Origin of the sequence: Catenulispora rubra (assembly GCF_015356825.1) — a bacterium.
Lineage (GTDB): Bacteria > Actinomycetota > Actinomycetes > Streptomycetales > Catenulisporaceae > Catenulispora > Catenulispora rubra.
The window spans coordinates 1-17233 of sequence record NZ_JAACYW010000250.1; the positions used below are offsets into that span (position 1 = coordinate 1).

A 17233-nucleotide genomic window follows, 5' to 3' on the forward strand; every position below is an offset into this window, starting at 1 on the left:
GCGGGGGATGGCACGGGAAACCGCAGCACGGCGTGGAAGGATCGGGCGCATGCCGACGTTGTTGATCGTCCACCACACGCCGTCGCCGACGCTCCAGTCGATGTTCGAAGCCGTCCTCGCCGGCGCGAGCGACGAGCAGATCGAGGGCGTGACAGTGGTGCGGCGGCCGGCGCTCGCGGCGACCGCGGTGGATGTGCTGAACGCGGACGCGGTCATCGTAGGCACCCCGGCCAACATCGGCTACATGAGCGGCGCCCTGAAGCACTTCTTCGACCAGGTCTACTACCCCTGCCTCGACGCGACCAAGAAGCTCCCGTACGCCGCCTACGTGCACGGGAACAACGACACCGTCGGTGCGCTGCGTGCGATCGAGTCGATCGCTGGCGGCATGGGGTGGGAGCGCGTGTTCCGGGCGGTGACGGTGACGGGGGAGGCGGCGAAGGCTGATTTGGAGGCGTGCTGGGAGCTGGGGGCGACGGTCGCCGCCGGGCTCATGGGGTGAGGAAGTAAGTGGCCGACAGCCGACAGCCGGCTGACGGCCCGCAGCCCGCAGCCCGTCGACTCAGGCCAAGAACTCGATCTCAGGGAACGCCGCAGAAGGCCGGTCCAGCAGGTGGTTGTCGTGCCCGCGAACGAACCGGTCGAAATACGCTCGCACATACGTCCGCACGGCGATCACCGACCGCGCCGGATCCACAGTCCCGATCAGCTGCTGCACCGTGCTCGGCGGGAACCCCACCGCCGCCGCGGCCTCCGGCACCAGCGACTGCAAGTCGGTGTACGAGTTGTGCGCGGCGTTCGCCAGCCGCAGCTCCTTGTGCCAGCCGCGCAGGTGCGACCACGTCTGCGCCCAGCTCGGGTCGTCGGTGAGGTCGTGCAGCTGCGAGCACATGAACAGGAACGGCCGGTCCAGCCCGGCGTTCAGAACCGGACCGTACAGCGACCCGTCGAGGTTGATCCCGGCCCGGATCCGTCGGTCGTCGAGCATCGCCCACGCCGACGTGGCCCCACCCATCGAGTGCCCGTAGATCCCCACCCGCGACAGGTCCAGCGCCTCGGCCAGGCCGCGCGGCAGCGGACGGTGCTCGACGTCCGGATCGCGGCCCGCCGCGATGGCACACAGCTGGTCGAGCACGAACAGCGCGTCGGCGGTGCGGACCGAGACCGCTTCGGTGTTGATCGGCAGGGAGTCCGGCGGGATCGTGCGGGGCTCGACACGGCCGTCGGGGAACTCGACCTCGGCGCTGTCGTGCGTGTGGTCGATGGTGACGACCACATAGCCGTGGCTCACCAGCTCCTCGGTCAGCGTCGTGCAGGTGTCGCGGTCGCCGCCGGAACCCGGCGAGAACAGCAGCACGGGACGCGGCCCGCCCCGGCGCTCGGCCGGAGCACCGTCGTGGCCGTGCGTCACGGGCACCGACACCACACCCGGCGCGATCGCGTTGTCCTGCAAGTACGCCGACCACGCGTTGGCCGGCAGCCAGGGCACGGCGCCATGACCGTCGACCTCGTGAGCCGGGTACCAAATACCGATCATCAGCTCACGCACCGGATGCGACGGCACCCACGGATCGCGCCGGGACCGGTCGATCAGGTGCAGCGCGACGTTCCCGATCCGGTGCGGACCGGTCGGCGCGGGCAGGCTCAGCTGAACCGGCCCGGCGGCCGCCAGTGCTCCCGAGCCAGAGCTGGTCAAAGCAGAGGTGGCGGCTTGGGCCGTCCCGGCGGACAGCGTCGGCACGACGGCGCCGACCCCGAGCGCGGTCAGGCCGGCCAGAGCGGTACGTCGGCTGGGATGCGCAGCGGCGAGCGCGGCGGCGAAGGGCGTGGAGCGGGGCACGGACATGAGTTCTCCTATCCCGAGTATGAAGAGAGACCGTTGTCGCAGAACTCTGCTTTACCAGACCCGGGTACATGTGCGCGCGAAATCAACGCGACGCCGTTGTGGCCACCCGGCTAAGGTCGCACCGTGGCGTGACACACCCCGGCCGCATGCATAGCGGCCGCAAGACAGCGATCGTGCCCCGCGCCGAACCGCGCAGGGGCTTCCTTGTCATGGGAGTGTCTCTTGTCTGTCAATCCTTTCCCCGCGCACGAAGACCGCCGCCTCCAGGCCACAGAGCGCGTCGTGTCTTACAGCAACCACACGCACGGCACCGACTTCGTGCTCGACCACCGTCTCAAAGGCGGCTTCCAAAACGGCGCCTACGCCCTGCGCGCCGGCGCCGCACCAGAGCCGGCCGCCGTCCTGAAATGGACCGCCGACCCCGGCCGTGCCGGCTTGATCCAACGTGCGCAGCCGGTCGTCGCCGCAGCCCGCGCGGCCGGCTGGCCCACACCGGCCTGGCTCGTGGCCGGAAGCACGCCGGCCGGATACCCCTACCAGGTGCAGGAATTCGCCGAAGGCAGCCACCCCGAGCGCGTGACCCGGCACCTGGTGCAGGCCGCGTTGCCGGTGTTCGGCGTGCAAGCCGGGATGCGGCCCGAGACCGACCACGACTGGTCCGCCTACGACCACGCCGTCGTGTTCGCCGACGAATCCGGCTTCAGCAGCACCCTGACAGCGTTCTCCGTAGCCGGCGCGGAGTTCGTCGAGACCATGCGACGGTGGACGGCGCCCCACCGCGGAGCCGAACTGCGCACCACGGACCTCGTCCACGGCGATCTCAACCCGAGCAACATCTTCCTCGTGGACGGCCGAATCAGTGCCCTGGTGGACGCCGAAGCCCTCGGCAAGGGCAGCCGATTCCATGACGTGGCAACGCTTCTGACCTACGCGCAGCTGTGGCACGGCGGCGAACCAGGAGCCTGCGACGACCTGCTCGCCTACGCCCACCGCCACGCGGTGCCCGGCGAACTCGAGGTGAGTTTCGCCGCGTGCCTGCTGGGTTTGCTGGCCTTCGTGGCGAACCGGCACGCCGACGGCACCGACGGCACCGACAACTCCAGCGGCCGCGAAGACGTCGACACCCAGATCCGAACGGCGACCGGACTGCTCCGGCCGCCGCGCTGAACCGCGATCGACGCGCCTACCGCCCTTCCTCGGCCTTCCCCACGCTGCGGCCGCCGCAGCCGCCGCAGCCCGCTCAGCGGAACGCGGCGATATTGCTCTGAGCCCAGTCCGCGAACGACCGCGGCGCGCGGCCCAGCACCTTCTCGACGTCCGGGCTGATGCGCAGCTCGGCCGGCGTGGGGGAGCTGAGGATGTCCAGGGTGTCGTCGGCGAGCTCACCCGGCATGCTCTGCTCCATGCCGGCCTTGGCCTCCGCGCGGGTGAGCTCGTGGAAGCGCACCGGCGAGCCGAGCGCCGCGGCGATGGCCGCGGTCTGCTGCCGCGGCGTGATCACCTCCGGCCCGGTCAGCTCGTACACGCCGCCGGTGTGCCGGTCGTCGGTCAGGCTCGCCGCGGCGACCGCGGCGATGTCCGCCGGGTCGACGATCGGCACGCCGGTGTCGCCGAAGGGCGCGGCGACGAGCTGCTGCGTGCGCACGGACTCGGCCCACCACAGGGCGTTGCTGGCGAACCCGCCGGGCCGCAGGATGGTCCAGTCCAGGCCGGACTCCCGCAGCGTGTCCTCCAATTCGCGCATCGCTATCCGTGTCCTGCCAAAGGGTCGGGTCGCCACTCCCAGCGTCGACAACAGGACAATGCGACGCACTCCGCTGTCCGCAGCCTTGCTGATGACGTCCGCCGGGTTGGCCCCCAGCGCGTGCAGATCGCCGGACAGCAGCAGGAACAACGCCTTCGCTCCGGTCAGCGCCGGCTCCAGACTGGCCGGCTCGGCGAGGTCGGCGACCACGTGGCGGACGCCCTCCGGCACCGCCGCAGTGTGCCGCGACACTGCGGTCACCTGCTCGCCGGCCTCGGCCAGCGCGTGCGTCAGGGGACGGCCTATGTTTCCGGTAGCACCGGTCACCACGATCATGAACTGCTCCTTCGTCCGAATGTCCTGCCTGCTCACGACGGTAGGAGCGTGGCTAACTTTTGGTAAGGACATACCTGGAGGTAAGCTCATGGCATGACGGGAGGCGCGCAGCTGACACCGGCCGACGGCGGGCACCGGTATGACGTGTTTCACACCGACTGCCCCGCCCGCGACGTCGTCGATCACGCGACGAGCCGGTGGGGGATCTGGGTCCTGATCTCCTTGCACGACGGCGATCTCCGGTTCTACGAACTGCGCGACAGGATCGAGGGCGTCAGCGAGAAGATGCTCGCTCAGTCCCTGCGCGCGCTGGTCGAGGACGGCCTCGTCTGGCGGCACGTCGAGCCGACGACGCCACCCCAGGTCACCTATGGCCTGACCGACTTCGGCCGCGAGGTCGGCGAGCCGCTGATGGAGTTGTTCAACCGGGTCACCCGCCGGTTGGCGCCCTCCGGCATCGAATGAGTCCGTCCAGCCTTCAAATCTCCGTCCCGTCCGTCCTCTCTGCCGGTTAGTTCTCCTAGGATCCGAACTAACCGCCGACACGGAGGGCGCGGGGCATGAAAGCGGATCCACGAGACGGCTCAACGGATTTCAGCCTGGGCTTCTGGGGTCGGCGCCCCAGCAACCGCGCTTCGATCCGGCGCACCAACCTCGGCATCATCCTGCGGCTGCTCCGCGACGAGGGGCCGCGCTCGCGCGTCCGCATCGCCGCCGCCACCGGCCTGCCGAAACCGACCGTCACCAACCTGGTCGCCGAACTCGTCGAGCTCGGCCTGGCGGTCGAGGGGCGGGCCGAGTCCGACGGCGCCGTCGGCCGACCCGGGACGACGCTGCACCTCGACGGCCGCGCGGTCTGCGGCATCGGCACCGAGATCAGCGCCGACTATGTCAGCGTCGTGGTGCTGACGATGCGCGGCGACGTGCTGCACGAACGGCACCAGCCGATCGCCGTCGCCGAGGCCGGCGTCGAACCGGTGCTGGACCTCGTCGCCACCCTGCTCACCGAAGCCCTCGACCGCGCGGCTGAGTCCGGAATCCACGCCGCCGGCATCGCCGTGGCCGCGCACGGCGTCGTCGACCTGGCCGGCGGCCGGGTGCGGTACGCGGCGAACCTCGACTGGCACGACGTCGAAGTCCTCGCCGGGCTCCGCCGCCGCCTCGGCCCCGCCGCCCCGGTCCTGCACCTGGACAACGACGCCAAGCTCGCCGCGCTCGCCGAATACCTGGCCATCAAGGACTCCGACATCCACGACCTCCTCTACATCTCCGCCGGGAGCGGCATCGGCGGCGGCATCATCAGCGGCGACCGATTACTCCGCGGCGCCTCGGGCTTCGCCGGCGAGATCGGCCACATGCCGCTGGACCCGCGCGGCCGGCGCTGCGTCTGCGGACGCAACGGGTGCTGGGAGACCATGGTCGGCCTCCGGGCGCTGCTGCGTCTGGCCGGCGCTTCTCAGGAATCTGCGAACCGTTCCGCTTCGGCGTCCACCCCGGCTCCCGTGCTGGACGCCGAGCAGCGGCTGGCCGAGCTCAAGCGCCGCGTGCTGGCCGGCGATGGCCCGACCCGCGACGCCTTCCACCAGGTGGCGACCGGCCTCGGCCTGGGGCTCGGGGTGCTGGCCGACATCCTTAATCCGCGCGCGGTGGTCCTCGGCGGATACTTCGCGCACGTCGGCGATCTCATGCTGGACCAGGTGCGGACGATCGTCCGCGAGCGGGTGATGGCTCCGGAGGCGGCGGCCTGCGAGATTCTGCTGTCCACCCTGGGTTTTCGCGCCCCCGCTCTGGGCGCCGCGCATATGGCCCTGGAGGACGTGTACCAGGATCCCGCCGGCTATCGGCATCACGGCAGTACCAGGTAGGACCAGGCAGTACCAGGGGGAATGGTGATCCACCGATCTTTCACCGCGGTCGTCGATCGGATGCCGTCCGATCCGCAGGAGCCGGACGGGAACCACTTCGGGGTGGCTCTGCGGCGGTTGCGGGTCGCGGGGATGATGAGCCAGGAGCAGCTTGCGCAGCGGGCCGGACTGAGCGTCCGCGCGGTCCGCGACATGGAGCGCGGACGCGTCACCCGGCCCCGTGGCGACTCGATCCGGCTGCTGGCCGACGCGCTGGACCTCGACACGACAGCCAGGACCGAATTCGTGCGGGCGAGCACGCGATCGGCCGGACCCGTGCCGGCTGGGACGATTCCGGTCGTCGCCCAACTACCGCTCGACGTGCCCTGCTTCGCCGGCCGGCGGCCCGAGCTGGCCTGGCTGAACGCCCAGATCGCCGACGCGGAGCGGAACGTCGACGCGGAGCGGAACGTCGAGGCGGTGACGGTCCTGTCCCTGTCCGGCGTGGCCGGCGGCGGCAAGAGCGCGCTGGCCGTCCACTGGGCCCACACGGTCCGGAATCAGTTCCCTGACGGTCAGCTCTACGTGGACATGTGCGAGACGGACACCGGCGGCCGCAAGCCGGTCCTGCGCTACCTGACCGACGTGGTCACCGCGCTGGGCCCGACGCCCGAGGACCTGCCGAACACCCTGGACGCGCTGACCGGCACCTATCGAACCTTGATGGCCGACCGGCGGATGCTCGTCGTCCTCGACAACGTCGACGACTCCGACCAGGTCCGCCCGCTGCTGCCGGGAACCGCCGGCAGCGTGGTGGTCGTGACGAGCCGGGGACCGCTGGTCGGACTGGTCGCGGCCGAAGGCGCTCAGCCGCTGACCATCGGCCTGCCCTCCTGGCCGGACGCCCGCGAGCTGCTGGCCCGGCGCATCGGTGCGGAGCGCGTGCGGGCCGAGCCGGAGGCGGCCGAGGAGATCATCCGCCGGTGTGCGCGGCTGCCGCTCGCCCTCGCGGTGATCGCCGCCCGCGCCGCGGTCCGGCCGGAGGCCCCGCTGCGGACGCTGGCCGCCGAGCTGGACGGCTCCGTCGGGCTGCACGCGTTCACCGTGGACGACGCGTCGACCGACATCCGCGGGACGTTCCGGTCCGCGCTGCGGTTGCTGCCGCGCGACGCCGTGCGGCTGTTCCGGTTGCTGGGCCGCAGCGGCAACGGCCACCTGACCGTCGACGCCGCCGCGGAGCAGACCGGGATGTCCTCGTCCCGGATCCGCGGCGCCTTCGACGCGCTGGTGCGCGAGCACATCATGGCCGAGAGCGACCCGGGATGCTTCGATTCCCACGCGCTGCTGCTGGCCTATGCCCGGGAGCTTTCTGCCGGTGCGTGACGGCTTCTGCCGGATAACCGCCTCGCATCTGCCTCGTCCCGTACGGGTGCCGCTACCTAGCCTGGCAGTAGATATCGCAATCCTCTGCGACCGCCCGAACTGACGACGTCGAGCCCGGTGTGGGCCATGCCGTCGTGCCCAAAACCCGGGAGAGCTCATGAACGATTTCTTCGCGCAGCGGCACCGGCTGCGAAGCCTGGTCGCGGTGCTCGCGGCGGTTGGTGTCGGAATGGCGGTCGCGTCGTGCTCCAGCCACAGCGCTGCTCACAGTGCGGCTGGACTTTCGGCGGCGAGTTCTGTTTCCAGCATCGGAGCCGTTGCCGGCACCAGTACCAGCGCCGGAACCACCTCGACCACCGCCCCGGCGGCGCCGTCCTCCACCACTGCCGGTCCCAAGGCGCCGACAACTCCGGCGACTCCCACGACTCCCACGACTTCGGCGACAGCAGGTTCATCAGGACCCTCATCGCCGCCAGGGCCCGTCGGGCCGCCGAACCAGGCGGCACCTCCGGTCCCGCCGCCGGTCTCGGCCTCGAACCTGCCGAACGCGGCCAAGGCGTCCTGGAAACCGATGGGAGGCCTGGTCGCCATGACCGTGCCGACCGCCCGGGACATCGGCGTCGCCGGGTGCGCCAAGGTGCACGGCGCCGTCGCCTGGCACGAGCAGGGATACGTCAGTGTGCAGAACACCCCGGCCCAGGAGGACATCTTCGGGTTCGGCGACGCTCAGACCGCCGCGCAGCAGTTCTCCGCCATCGCCGCCGGCTTGAACGCGTGCACTCAGACGACGCGTGACCTGCAGCGCACCGCCGGCGTGCCGCAGGACGCGGTGGTCACCACGACGGCCACCGCCGCGCAGGCGCAGGCCTGGTCGCGGCGCTGGACCGGGTTCGCCGGGCAGTCCGCCGCCGGTCCCCAGTCCAACCACTACTACCTGGTCCAGCGCGGCCCGACCGTGATTCTCGCGAGCTTCACCGAGTTCGGCGCCAACCCCCCGAACCCCTATGACCCGGCCGGCGATCCCGCCGTCCTGGCGATGCTGTCGGCCTCCGTCGCCAGCTGAAGCAGCACATATCAGCATATTGATATATGACAGTCCAAGAAAGGAAACCATGCACATTCCGAAGACCCGGCGCGGGATCGTCCCGATCATCGTCGCCGGGATCGTCTCCTCGATGGTGACTCTGGTGCCGGCGGCGGCCCACGCAACCAGCAGCGTCGGCGGGCCGATCACCTCCGCCGAGATGATGAGCCGCGCGCAGCTCTGGGTGGACAACGCAGTCCCCTACAACCAGGACGCTTCGGCGCCGGACCCCGAGGGCAGGCAGTACCGCACCGACTGCTCGGGCTACGTCTCCATGGCCTGGCACCTGAGCGACAGCCTGATCGTCACCGACCCCGCCCCGCTCGACTTCACCAACGTCGACGGCAGCCCGAACACCGCCTACGACTTCGGCATCGGCAGTTTCACCAACCTGCAGCAGGGCGATGCCATGGCCTATCCGCACCAGCACATCTGGCTGTTCGACAGCTGGACCGACAAGGCCACGGGCGACTTCAACTACTACGCCGAATCCCATCCCGGCACGAACGCCCACGGCCCCGCCACCAGCACCGCCAACATCTATTCGGACACCCTTGAGGGCTGGCCCACCTCCGGCTACGTCGGCCTGCGCTACAACAACCTGGCGCAGCCCTCCTCCGCCTCCACCCCGGACGCCGACAGCGGCTGGTCGGTGTACGACCCGAACACCAACCAGACGACGGTGTTCGGCATGGGAAGCACCGGCAAGATCGGGTTCACCACCGGCGCGGGCACGAACTGGCCGAACTGGTCCGAGGTCAGCAACATGTGGCTCTTCCCGACCACGGCGAAGCCCACGGCGGTCTACAACCCGGACAGCAGGACCACGTTCGTCTTCGCTCGCGGCACCGACGGGTCGATGGGGGTCAGTACGCGTGCCGACGGTGCGTCGGGCTGGACGCCCTGGACCGAGATGAACAACTACTGGAAGCTGGTCGGGGATCCGAGCGCGGCCTACAACCCGGATACGAAGACCATGTACGTCTTCGCTCGGGGCACCGGTGGCCATGTGGGGTTCATCCAGAGTGTCAACGGTGGCCGGTGGTCACAGTGGACTGATGTGAACCTGTCCTGGACCTTTGCCGGCGATCCGCATGCGATCTACAACCCGGACACGAAGCAGGTGTCGGTGTTCGCACGCGGAAACGACGGATCCACCGGCGTGAGCACCTATATCCCCGGTGCGTCGTGGCCGTGGTCGAACTGGGCCGAGCTGAACAACTACTGGAAGCTCGCCGGCGACCCGAGCATCGCCTACAACCCGAACAGCAAGACCATGTTCGTCTTCGCCCGGGGAACCGGCGGTCATGTGGGCTTCACGCAGAGTGTCAACGGTGGCCGGTGGTCGCAGTGGACTGATGTGAACCTGTCGTGGACCTTCGCCGGCGATCCGCACGCTGCCTACAACCCCGACACCGGGCAGGTTTCCGTCTACGCCCGGGGCAACGACGGCTCGATGGGTGTGAGCAACTACATCCCCGGCGCATCGTGGCCGTGGTCGAACTGGAGCGAGCTGAACAACTTCTGGAAGCTCGGTGGGGACCCGACCATCGCGTACAGCACCGGCTCCAAGACCATGCAGGTCTTCGCGCGTGGTCAGGGCAATCCGGCACAGATGGGCGACACCCAGAGTGTCAACGGCGGCCGCTGGACGCAGTGGAACTCGGTCAACCTCTGGTGGACCTTCGTCGGCCCCTGATGGTTGAAGGGCTGCGCCGCCGCCGTCACTCGACGACGGCGGCGCAGACTACGCGGTGTTCGCTGTGACTACGACAACACGTAGAAGTCGGCGTAGTGGTCGGGCGAGTACCACACCTGACCGGTGTTCATGTCCACGACGATCCGGACCGCGTCGCGGTGCGCGCCGCAGCGACGCGGGTAGACGTCGAACTCCTGGAAGCTGTCGCCGGAGGGCAGCTGGCCGTCGTCGTTGTAGTAGGTGCCGCCGGCGTAGTTGCACTCGCCGTCGGGCCAGTCGTACCAGCCGCGGGAGCTCGGGTAGTTCATCGACGACCAGATCGAGTTCGCCGAGGCCGCGTCCGCGCAGCCGGAGCTGGTGCAGGAGTTGTACACCGTCGCGTTCGCGGCGGGGCTGGCGATGACGGTGACGGTGAGGGTGGACGCGGTGGCGGCGAGGGCCACGGCAAGGCGTTTCGTCCAGGACAGGCCGAGACGGCGCTGGGGGGTCATGGAGCCTCCAGGTCGTGGGGGAAGGTGGTCACCGTCAATGTGACGCCGAATGCGGGCCTTCGCTACAGGGCAATCCCTGTACATCGGCCGCGTTCGTAAAGGTTCACCTGTCAGGACTCGGAGACGTTCCGTGCACGTCGCCCGGCGTTTGCCGAAGATCGTCGAGCGCGGATATTCGCGCGTAGGCCTTGGACCGCCGGGCGGACGATCATCGGATGCGGCGGCGAGGAGCCGGCTGAGCTACCGAAGACTCGGCCGGGCCGCTTTCCAGGCCTTCCGGACGTTCCCGTCGAAGTCGCGCGAGTCGCAGCGCACGAGCCCGAGCAGCACGCCGTACGTGAACGCGTTCTCCCCGGCCTGGTGCGCGCCGGCGGCCAGGCCGGTGAGCGCCGAGGCGGTGACCACGCGGTCGTGTTCGTCGCCGAGCACGTCCTGCAGGGCTTTGATCGGCTTGGTCGGCAGGCCCAGCGCGTCGCCGGCGTAGCGGGCCCGGCGTGCGGCCTTGCGGGCTTCGTGCATCGCGGTGTCGCGGTCGGCGCCGGGCGGCATCGGGAGCGCTTGCCGCATCCTGGTGCGGACGCGGCGGTGCAGGCGGGAGAGGTCGGGGTCCTCGTCGGGCTTCACCGCTGCGAAGTAGGCGTCGAGATGTTTCAGGAGCCTGCGATAGCGCGGGGAGTCCATGGCTTCGGTGACGAGCCCGAGTGCTGATTCCCGCTCCAGGGCGAAGACCGCTTCGACGCGGGTCCGCACCGGGCCGAGGACGTACTCCGGCGGCGTCCGTGCCAGGAGGCCGAGGACCTGGGCCTGCAATACCTCGGCTTCACGTGCCGGGCCCAGCGCGTCGCCGAGCCAGCCCAGCTCCTCGATCAGCGCGGCACGCCGCTTGCCGCCGGGGAGCACGTCTTCGAACGTGCGCAGGTTCGCGCGCAGGGTGCGGGCCGCGACGCGCATCTGGTGTACGGCGTCGGGCGCGTCGTCGCGGACCGCCGGCTCCAGGGCGGAGAGCGCGTCGGCCTGGGCTTTGAGAGATGTCAGGAAACTCATATGGGTCATGCGGTTCATGTGGTGAATCCCATGTGCACGTGGTCGTGATGGGTCCGGTCGCTGAAGAACTGCGGGCCCGACAGCTGTCGGGGGCCGCCGACGTTGTAGGAGCCGAGCGCTGCGGCCCGGCGCATCAGGTTGTCAACGAGCGCGGTCGGAGTGGCGGGGTTCACGACAGCGTTGCCGTCAATTCTCCATACGTCAACTGCCCGGCCACGTGGATGGTCGGACGGCCGGGTGGTGCCGAAGACGTCGATGGGGTGGCCCGAGCGGACGACACTGACGGTCAGCTCGTGGTCCTGCGCCAGTCCGAGCAGCACGGTCAGGACGCTGTCGTGCACCTGGCCGCTGCGGACGTCGGCCAGTCCGGCCGGCGGCAGGCTCACGCGCGAGGAGGCGAGAAGGGCCTGGGCGGCGGCGCTCGGGGTCGCGGTCGGCGAGCCGGGGTTCGAGGGGTTCACCTGCGTGACCTGCCAGCGCGGGCTGGCCTGGACGAGGCGGACGTCGTAGGTGGCGACGCTGGTGACGACCAGGACGCTCGCGGAGGTGTCGAGAAGGCCGCCGTACTGCGCGTCGAAGATCTGGAGGTCGGGGCGGTTCAGCTGGGCGGTGATGTGCTCGACGGCGACGGCTTTGATGTCGGGGTCGAGTTCGCCGGGGCCCGGTGTCCAGAGGGCGGCGGGGGTGGGTTTCGCGGAGGATGTGGACGGTGGCGATGACGACGGCGGGGTGCTCGAGCTCGATGTGGCGCTGGACGGTTTCGATGTCGATCCGGACGCGGATCCCGATGTCGATCCGGACGTTGCTGCCGTGCCGGTCGCTCCGGTTGTCCCTGTCGCCCCGGTCGCCGGCGTGCTCGTCGCCGCGCCGCCGACGTTGCCGTGCGAGGAGTCACAGGCGGCCGTGACCGCCGCCGCTCCCAGTGCCGCGATGCCGCCTCGGAGAATCGTCCGCCTTGTGCTCATACGCTTCAGTATCCGTCAGAATCCGCGCGGGGCGGGGAAAGAGCGCGCCGCCGCGGCTGACGAGCCGCCGTGCCGGGAGTACGGTGCACGGTATGACGCTGCTGGCCCAGCTGGCCGAGGCGGTCGCCGCCGGGACGATCGAGGTGGTCGACCTCACCGCGCCGCTGTCGCACGAGACGCCGATCCTGCAACTCCCCGAGCCCTTCGCCAACACGGTCCCGTTCTCACTCCGCGAGATCAGCCACTACGACGAGCGCGGCCCCGCCTGGTACTGGAACGACATCGTCACCGGCGAACACGTCGGCACCCACTTCGACGCCCCGGTCCACTGGATCACCGGCCGCGACGGCGAGGACGTCTCCCAGGTGGCGCCGAGCCGCCTGATCGGCCCCGCGGCCGTCCTCGACGCCTCTGAAAGCGCCGCCGAGGACCCCGACCACCTCCTGCAGATCGAGCACGTCCAGGAGTGGGAGGCCAAGCACGGCCCGCTGCCGGCCGGCGGCTGGCTCCTCTACCGCACCGGCTGGGACGCCCGAGCTGCAGACCAGGCCGCCTTCCTCAACGCGAACGAAACCGGCCCGCACACCCCGGGCATCTCACCCGAGTGCGCCAAATGGCTCGCCGAGCAGACACCCCTGCAAGGCATCGGCGTGGAAACCGTCGGCACGGACGCCGGCACGGCCCACAGCTTCGACCCACCGTTCCCCTGCCACTCGTACATGCTCGGCGCCGGCAAGTACGGCCTGACGCAGCTCCGCAACCTGGACCGCCTGCCGACGCGCGGCGCCCTCCTGATCGCGGCACCCCTGCCGATCGTGCACGGCTCCGGCAGCCCGGCCCGCGTGCTCGCGCTCGTCGAGCGGGAGGCGTGAGGGGTCGGCGCGGGGGTTGGTTCGGTGGCCGGTGCGCGGCCGCGGTGGGGGAGGCGCGGCTGCGCGGGGTGCTTCGGTTGGCGGCGACGCCAGCACGTGATGCCCGACCTCATGCGAGCCTGCGGTCGGTAGGCGCTGCGCTGCTTTCTGCCGGCTCGCCCGGCGATGCGTTGGCTCAGCGCGAGCCTCAGCGGCGTACGCGCACCGCCGCGCGCCCCCGGCCCGATAGGCACTTCTCGTTGTGAAGCGTGCTGTGGCGGGTAGGAACCTGCCGCGTCCCGAGCGATCGGAGGACCCATGTCCGCAGAAGAGACCGTCGCCTCCGAAGTCGGCCAGACCCTGCGCGAAGCCGGCGCCGATGTGGTCTTCGGTGTGGTCGGCAGCGGCAACTTCCATGTCACCAACGCCCTGGTCGGTGCCGGGGCGCGCTTCGTCGCCGCGCGGCACGAGGGGGGTGTGGCCACGATGGCCGACGCCTATGCGCGGGCCAGTGGCCGGCTCGGGGTGCTCTCCGTGCACCAGGGCCCCGGGCTCACCAATGCCATGACCGGGATCGCCGAGGCCGCCAAGAGCCGCACGCCGCTGGTCGTGCTGGCCGCCGAGGCCACGTCGCGGCTGTCGAACTTCTGGGTCGACCAGAACGCGCTCGCGCGGGCCGTCGGTGCATTGCCGCGCCGCGTCAACAGCGCGAGGTCGGCGCGGGCCGACACGCTCACCGCCGTCGCGACCGCGCAGTCCGAGCGCCGGACCGTCATCCTCAACCTGCCGTTGGACGTGCAGCAGCAGCGCGTCGAAGCCGGGAACCGCTTCGGCCTGCTGGCCGGCGGGAGCACGGTGCACCCGCGCGAGGACGACATCTCCGCCCTCGCCGCGCTCATGGCGGAGGCCGACCGGCCGGTGTTCATCGCCGGGCGCGGGGCACGGTTGGCGGATGCCGGTGAGGCCATCGCCACGTTGGCCGAGCGGACCGGCGCGCTGCTGGCCACCTCGGCGGCGGCACGCGGCCTGTTCCGCGGCGAGGCGTTCGACCTCGACGTCAGCGGTGGTTTCGCCACGCCGCTGGCCGCGGACCTGATCCGGTCCGCGGACCTCATCGTCGGCTGGGGCTGCGGCCTGAACATGTGGACGCTGCGCCACGGCACGCTCATCGCCCCCGACGCGAAGGTCGCGCAAGTCGACACCGAGCAGGACGCGCTGGGCCGGCACCGGCGCGTCGACCTCGGCGTGGTCGGCGACGCCGCCGACACGGCGCGCCAGGTCGCCGACCGCGTGCCCGGCAAGAGCGGCTACCGCTCGCAGGAGATCGCCGACCTGGTACGGACCGAGGGCCGCTGGCCGCTGATCCCCTTCACCGACCGCTCCACCGCCGACCGGATCGATCCGCGCATGCTCTCGGCGGAACTCAACACCCTGCTTCCCGTCGAGCGCACGGTGGCCGTCGACTCGGGGAACTTCATGGGCTACCCGGTGATGTACCTCGACGTGCCCGACGCCGAAGGCCTGGTCTTCACCCAGGCCTACCAGTCCATCGGCCTGGGCCTGGCCACCGCCATCGGTGCCGCGCTGGCACGTCCGGACCGCCTGACCGTGGCGGCCCTCGGCGACGGAGGCGCGCTGATGTCGATCACCGAGCTGGAGACGGCGGTGCGCGAACGGCTGGGGCTGCTGATCGTGGTCTACAACGACGCCGCGTACGGGGCCGAGGTTCACCACTTCGGGCCGCACGGGGACGACCTGGGCACGGTCACCTTCCCCGACACCGACATCGCGGCGATCGCCCGCGGGTTCGGGTGCGAGGCGGCCACGGTTCGCACGCCGGGGGATCTCAAGGTCCTGGCACCGTGGCTGGCGGGGCCGCGCGAGCGGCCGCTGCTGCTTGATGCGAAGGTGGCCGCGGATCAGGCCTCCTGGTGGTTGGAGGAAGCCTTTCGGGGGCACTGAGGGCGGCGCCAGGCGCTACTTCAGCGTCCCCGCCGTCAACCCCGCCTGCACCTGCCGCTGGAACGACAGGTACACCGCCATCACCGGCAGCATCGCGATCGTCATCCCCGCGAACAGCGCCGGGAAGTCCCCGCTGTAGCCCTGCGCCACCATCAGCGACACCAGGCCCTGCGACAGCATGTAGTGCGGGGCCTCGCCGTGCTGCGACTGCATCAGCACCACCGGCAGCAGGTACTGGTTCCACTGTCCCAGGATGTTGAAGATCCCCACGCTGATCAGGCCCGGCTTGGCCATCGGCAGCATCACCTGGAAGAACGCCCGCGTGTGCGAGGCGCCGTCGATCAGTGCCGCCTCGTACACCGCCGACGGCAGGGTGCGGAAGAACGCGTGCAGGAAGAACACCGTGAACGGCATCGAGAACGCGACGTACACCAGGATCAGCCCCTGGTACGTGTTCAGCATGTGCAGCTTGCTCACCTGGAAGAACAACGGCACCAGCGCCAGGTACACCGGCAGCATCACACCGCTGACGAACAGGTAGTAGATGAACCGGTTCCCGCGGAACTCGAAGCGGGCCAGCACATACGCCGCCATCGCCCCGAACAGCATCGTCAGCGACACCGAGAACACCAGCACGATGACCGTGTCCTTCAGATACGTGCTGATCCCGGTGTGCCAGGCGCGCGAGAACGCGTCGAACGACCAGTGGTGCGGCCAGGACCAGGCGCTGCCGTTGAGCTCACTCGTGTTCTTGAACGCCCCGAGCACCACCCACAGCACCGGGCCCAGGACCATGATCCCCCAGATCGCCATGAACCCGGACCCGAACACGTTCAGCGTCGCGCCGGTCTCCCCGAAGCGCCGTGAGCGCTCGGTGCCGGGCCCGGTACCGCCGGGCTTCGCGCTCGGCGTGCCCGTGCCGGTGCCCGCCCCCGGGCCCGCCGGCGGCGTCTGCGTCATATCGGCTGCCATGTCGTCTTTCCTCCGCGCTCAGTACTCGAGGCGCTCGCGGCGCGTGGCGCGCAGGACGACGAGCGAAAGGATGAGGGTGATGAAGAAGATGACGACGCCCATCGCGCAGGCGTACCCGGCCTTGCCCAGCACCTGGAAGTTGCGCATCAGGTACGTCGCCAGGACCTCGCCGTGCTCGTCCGGGCCGCCGCCGAAGCTGGAGCCCGGGGTCAGGGTGGCCACCAGGGCGAAGGCGTCCATCGCGGCGACCGCCAGGTACACCCACGCGGTCTGCACCGAGTCCCACAGCAGCGGCATCGTGACCTTGAAGTAGGTCTGCGTGCGTCCGGCGCCGTCCAGCAGTGCGGCCTCGTAGTAGTCCCGGGGGATCTGCTGCATCGCGGCGGAGAACAGCACCAGGTAGAAGCCGACCCACTGCCAGACCAGGATGAACATGATGCACCAGAGCACGAACGTGGGGGAGTTCAGGAACTCCCACGGGTGGTTCGCGTCCGTCAGCCCGAGTTTGATGACGATGGCGTTGAACAGGCCGACGCTGTTGGACTCGTAGGCGGCCTGGAACAGGATCACGATGATCGCGACCGAGAGCACCTGCGGGAAGAAGAAGATGACCCGGAGGAAGGCCGAGCCCCGGATCCCCTTCACGCCGCCGAGACCGCCGCGGCGTCCGCCGACGTTCAGCATGAAGGCGAAGAACATCGCCAGCACGATGGTCACGGTGGGGAACACGATCAGGATGATCATGTTGTGGCCCAGGGCCTTGAGGAAGATCGAGTCGTGGAACAGGTCCACGTAGTTCTTGAACCAGACCGTCTTGCTCGGCGGCGCGACGCCGCTCCACTCCGTCAGGGAGTAGCCGAAGGTCTCGATGTAGGGCCAGATGACGAAGACCAAATAGACCGCGAGCGGCCCCGCGAGGAACGAGGCGATGAACAACCGCTCTCTGGTCTTTTTGCGCAGCCGCATGGCGCGTGCTCCCGGGCAGGAAGAGGGGAGGGTGGGACTGTGGCGG

At 70.0% G+C, this 17233-nt stretch carries 17 protein-coding genes; 9 read left to right on the forward strand and 8 right to left on the reverse strand.

Annotated elements, in window-relative coordinates; genetic code table 11:
- The first annotated feature begins 49 nt into the window (after nucleotides 1-49).
- Nucleotides 50-502 carry a flavodoxin family protein gene (locus GWK61_RS41725; protein WP_194917365.1) on the forward strand — a complete coding sequence of 151 codons (453 nt, stop codon included), beginning with the start codon at nucleotides 50-52 and terminating at the stop codon, nucleotides 500-502.
- Between the two features lie 60 nt (nucleotides 503-562).
- On the opposite strand, the gene GWK61_RS41730 is transcribed toward GWK61_RS41725, so the two are convergent.
- Complete coding sequence (locus GWK61_RS41730) at nucleotides 563-1846, reverse strand: alpha/beta hydrolase family protein (RefSeq protein WP_194917367.1); 1284 nt, start codon at nucleotides 1844-1846, stop codon at nucleotides 563-565.
- Between the two features lie 222 nt (nucleotides 1847-2068).
- Here GWK61_RS41730 and GWK61_RS41735 point away from each other — a divergent pair, with 222 nt between their 5' ends.
- The gene (locus GWK61_RS41735) at nucleotides 2069-3013 is read left to right on the forward strand and encodes a phosphotransferase (RefSeq protein WP_194917369.1); all 945 of its coding nucleotides are present in this window, start codon (nucleotides 2069-2071) and stop codon (nucleotides 3011-3013) included.
- 73 nt (nucleotides 3014-3086) lie between these two features.
- Here the strand turns inward: GWK61_RS41735 and GWK61_RS41740 are convergent, their stop codons facing one another.
- Nucleotides 3087-3926, reverse strand: coding sequence for an SDR family oxidoreductase (locus tag GWK61_RS41740; RefSeq protein ID WP_194917371.1), 840 nt, complete (start codon nucleotides 3924-3926; stop codon nucleotides 3087-3089).
- A 93-nt stretch (nucleotides 3927-4019) separates the two neighbouring features.
- Here GWK61_RS41740 and GWK61_RS41745 point away from each other — a divergent pair, with 93 nt between their 5' ends.
- The 3 genes from GWK61_RS41745 to GWK61_RS41755 all read left to right on the forward strand — a co-directional run bounded on the left by GWK61_RS41745 (nucleotide 4020) and on the right by GWK61_RS41755 (nucleotide 7153).
- A complete protein-coding gene (locus GWK61_RS41745; protein ID WP_194917373.1) occupies nucleotides 4020-4391 on the forward strand; it encodes a winged helix-turn-helix transcriptional regulator in 372 nt (123 codons plus the stop codon).
- Between the two features lie 95 nt (nucleotides 4392-4486).
- Complete coding sequence (locus GWK61_RS41750; protein WP_194917375.1) at nucleotides 4487-5791, forward strand: ROK family transcriptional regulator; 1305 nt, start codon at nucleotides 4487-4489, stop codon at nucleotides 5789-5791.
- A 24-nt stretch (nucleotides 5792-5815) separates the two neighbouring features.
- Nucleotides 5816-7153: a helix-turn-helix domain-containing protein gene (locus GWK61_RS41755; protein WP_194917378.1), complete on the forward strand. Its 1338-nt coding sequence runs from the start codon at nucleotides 5816-5818 to the stop codon at nucleotides 7151-7153.
- Between the two features lie 264 nt (nucleotides 7154-7417).
- Here GWK61_RS41755 and GWK61_RS41760 read toward each other — a convergent pair whose 3' ends face one another.
- Nucleotides 7418-7744 (reverse strand): hypothetical protein, encoded by a 327-nt coding sequence (locus tag GWK61_RS41760; protein ID WP_194917380.1) that lies wholly within the window; start codon nucleotides 7742-7744, stop codon nucleotides 7418-7420.
- On the opposite strand from GWK61_RS41760, the gene GWK61_RS41765 reads away from it, so the two are divergent.
- Together GWK61_RS41765 and GWK61_RS41770 are read left to right on the forward strand one after the other, a co-directional pair.
- On the forward strand, nucleotides 7743-8216 hold the full coding sequence (locus tag GWK61_RS41765) for a hypothetical protein (protein ID WP_194917382.1): 474 nt from the start codon (nucleotides 7743-7745) through the stop codon (nucleotides 8214-8216). The two genes, GWK61_RS41760 and GWK61_RS41765, sit on opposite strands and share 2 nt — an antisense overlap.
- Before the next feature lie 49 nt (nucleotides 8217-8265).
- Complete coding sequence (locus GWK61_RS41770; RefSeq protein WP_194917383.1) at nucleotides 8266-9936, forward strand: DUF8189 domain-containing protein; 1671 nt, start codon at nucleotides 8266-8268, stop codon at nucleotides 9934-9936.
- A gap of 68 nt (nucleotides 9937-10004) precedes the next feature.
- On the opposite strand, the gene GWK61_RS41775 is transcribed toward GWK61_RS41770, so the two are convergent.
- From GWK61_RS41775 to GWK61_RS41785, 3 genes are all read right to left on the reverse strand, one after another.
- Nucleotides 10005-10427 (reverse strand): ribonuclease domain-containing protein, encoded by a 423-nt coding sequence (locus tag GWK61_RS41775; protein WP_194917386.1) that lies wholly within the window; start codon nucleotides 10425-10427, stop codon nucleotides 10005-10007.
- A gap of 240 nt (nucleotides 10428-10667) precedes the next feature.
- The gene (locus GWK61_RS41780) at nucleotides 10668-11489 is read right to left on the reverse strand and encodes a CHAD domain-containing protein (protein ID WP_194917388.1); all 822 of its coding nucleotides are present in this window, start codon (nucleotides 11487-11489) and stop codon (nucleotides 10668-10670) included.
- Complete coding sequence (locus GWK61_RS41785) at nucleotides 11486-12436, reverse strand: hypothetical protein (RefSeq protein WP_228563814.1); 951 nt, start codon at nucleotides 12434-12436, stop codon at nucleotides 11486-11488. Before GWK61_RS41785 ends, GWK61_RS41780 begins: the two co-directional genes overlap by 4 nt.
- 92 nt (nucleotides 12437-12528) lie before the next feature.
- Between GWK61_RS41785 and GWK61_RS41790 the strand changes: the two genes are divergently transcribed.
- Together GWK61_RS41790 and GWK61_RS41795 are read left to right on the forward strand one after the other, a co-directional pair.
- Nucleotides 12529-13308: a cyclase family protein gene (locus GWK61_RS41790; protein ID WP_194917390.1), complete on the forward strand. Its 780-nt coding sequence runs from the start codon at nucleotides 12529-12531 to the stop codon at nucleotides 13306-13308.
- A gap of 297 nt (nucleotides 13309-13605) precedes the next feature.
- Nucleotides 13606-15249 (forward strand): thiamine pyrophosphate-binding protein, encoded by a 1644-nt coding sequence (locus GWK61_RS41795; protein WP_194917393.1) that lies wholly within the window; start codon nucleotides 13606-13608, stop codon nucleotides 15247-15249.
- A gap of 15 nt (nucleotides 15250-15264) precedes the next feature.
- On the opposite strand, the gene GWK61_RS41800 is transcribed toward GWK61_RS41795, so the two are convergent.
- Nucleotides 15265-16221, reverse strand: a complete 957-nt coding sequence (locus tag GWK61_RS41800) for a carbohydrate ABC transporter permease (RefSeq protein ID WP_194917395.1) — start codon at nucleotides 16219-16221, stop codon at nucleotides 15265-15267.
- An 18-nt stretch (nucleotides 16222-16239) separates the two neighbouring features.
- On the reverse strand, nucleotides 16240-17187 hold the full coding sequence (locus GWK61_RS41805) for a carbohydrate ABC transporter permease (protein WP_194917398.1): 948 nt from the start codon (nucleotides 17185-17187) through the stop codon (nucleotides 16240-16242).
- Between the last annotated feature and the right edge of the window lie 46 nt (nucleotides 17188-17233).

Excerpts from the sequence above, each read along its gene's own strand:
- GWK61_RS41750 (WP_194917375.1), top strand. The coding sequence starts at position 4,487 with ATGAAAGCGGATCCACGAGACGGCTCAACGGATTTCAGCCTGGGCTTC.
- GWK61_RS41730 (WP_194917367.1), bottom strand. The coding sequence starts at position 1,846 with ATGTCCGTGCCCCGCTCCACGCCCTTCGCCGCCGCGCTCGCCGCTGCG.
- GWK61_RS41775 (WP_194917386.1), bottom strand. The coding sequence starts at position 10,427 with ATGACCCCCCAGCGCCGTCTCGGCCTGTCCTGGACGAAACGCCTTGCC.
- GWK61_RS41740 (WP_194917371.1), bottom strand. The coding sequence starts at position 3,926 with ATGATCGTGGTGACCGGTGCTACCGGAAACATAGGCCGTCCCCTGACG.
- GWK61_RS41765 (WP_194917382.1), top strand. The coding sequence starts at position 7,743 with ATGACCGTGCCGACCGCCCGGGACATCGGCGTCGCCGGGTGCGCCAAG.
- GWK61_RS41760 (WP_194917380.1), bottom strand. The coding sequence starts at position 7,744 with ATGGCGACCAGGCCTCCCATCGGTTTCCAGGACGCCTTGGCCGCGTTC.
- GWK61_RS41780 (WP_194917388.1), bottom strand. The coding sequence starts at position 11,489 with ATGAACCGCATGACCCATATGAGTTTCCTGACATCTCTCAAAGCCCAG.
- GWK61_RS41725 (WP_194917365.1), top strand. The coding sequence starts at position 50 with ATGCCGACGTTGTTGATCGTCCACCACACGCCGTCGCCGACGCTCCAG.
- GWK61_RS41785 (WP_228563814.1), bottom strand. The coding sequence starts at position 12,436 with ATGAGCACAAGGCGGACGATTCTCCGAGGCGGCATCGCGGCACTGGGA.
- GWK61_RS41745 (WP_194917373.1), top strand. The coding sequence starts at position 4,020 with ATGACGGGAGGCGCGCAGCTGACACCGGCCGACGGCGGGCACCGGTAT.
- GWK61_RS41770 (WP_194917383.1), top strand. The coding sequence starts at position 8,266 with ATGCACATTCCGAAGACCCGGCGCGGGATCGTCCCGATCATCGTCGCC.
- GWK61_RS41800 (WP_194917395.1), bottom strand. The coding sequence starts at position 16,221 with ATGGCAGCCGATATGACGCAGACGCCGCCGGCGGGCCCGGGGGCGGGC.
- GWK61_RS41795 (WP_194917393.1), top strand. The coding sequence starts at position 13,606 with ATGTCCGCAGAAGAGACCGTCGCCTCCGAAGTCGGCCAGACCCTGCGC.
- GWK61_RS41805 (WP_194917398.1), bottom strand. The coding sequence starts at position 17,187 with ATGCGGCTGCGCAAAAAGACCAGAGAGCGGTTGTTCATCGCCTCGTTC.
- GWK61_RS41790 (WP_194917390.1), top strand. The coding sequence starts at position 12,529 with ATGACGCTGCTGGCCCAGCTGGCCGAGGCGGTCGCCGCCGGGACGATC.